Below are 640 nucleotides of genomic sequence, written 5' to 3' on the forward strand. Positions count from 1 at the left end.
GGGCGTGTTTATCCAGCCGTTCCTCGACAGCCTCTCCCCGTTGAGTATGGCCATCGTGCTGGTGACCTCCAGCGTGGCCCCGGACGTGGCCGGCCCCTACAACACGACGGTGATTCTGCTGAGTGAACGCTTGGTCCTGTCGCCCTACCGGATTTCCCGGTGGAATTGGGGTTTTTCCCTGGCGTTCGGGGGAGCGGGCGTCGGGTTGGGATACCTGTTGCTGTGAACTCGCTGCGAAAGCGGCGTGCATGCCATCAAAAATGCCGCCCATCCGGGCGGCGCCTTGGCGATGGCCTCGGAAGCGACCCCTTTGTACCGGGGGTCGATGGCCGAGCCGCTTCGGCCGGATGACGGCCCCTTCTCCGAACCCTTATTCGATTCCCACCTGGACCACCTGCTGGAAGGTGGGGCGGTTGACCCACTGCATGTCCGGGGCGGCGATCAGGCCGACGGGGGTCTGTTTGATGTGGTCCCGGGCGGCATCGTATTTCCAGTCGTCGGGATCGGGGGAGCCGTATTCCTCCGTCAGCTTGTCGGCCGCTTCTTTCAGGGCCTGCCACAGCCGGTCGCGACAGTCGCCGAGGTCCCCCTCCCCGCAATGGGTTTTGGGCCAGGGATCCCGGACCGGGTCGCCGAGCAC

Annotated in this window: 2 protein-coding genes; one reads left to right on the plus strand and one right to left on the minus strand. The window is 65.5% G+C overall.

Annotation, left to right across the window (positions count from 1 at the left end; genetic code table 11):
• On the plus strand, positions 1-226 hold a 226-nt coding region (locus RZO55_RS17965), incomplete at its 5' end, for a hypothetical protein (RefSeq protein WP_318065637.1).
• A 144-nt stretch (positions 227-370) separates the two neighbouring features.
• Here RZO55_RS17965 and RZO55_RS17970 read toward each other — a convergent pair.
• Positions 371-640, minus strand: a 270-nt coding sequence (locus RZO55_RS17970; protein ID WP_318065638.1) for a hypothetical protein, incomplete at its 5' end; no start/stop codon positions are given.

This window comes from Clostridium boliviensis (assembly GCF_033342255.1).
Classification (GTDB): domain Bacteria; phylum Bacillota; class Clostridia; order Lachnospirales; family Lachnospiraceae; genus Lacrimispora; species Lacrimispora boliviensis.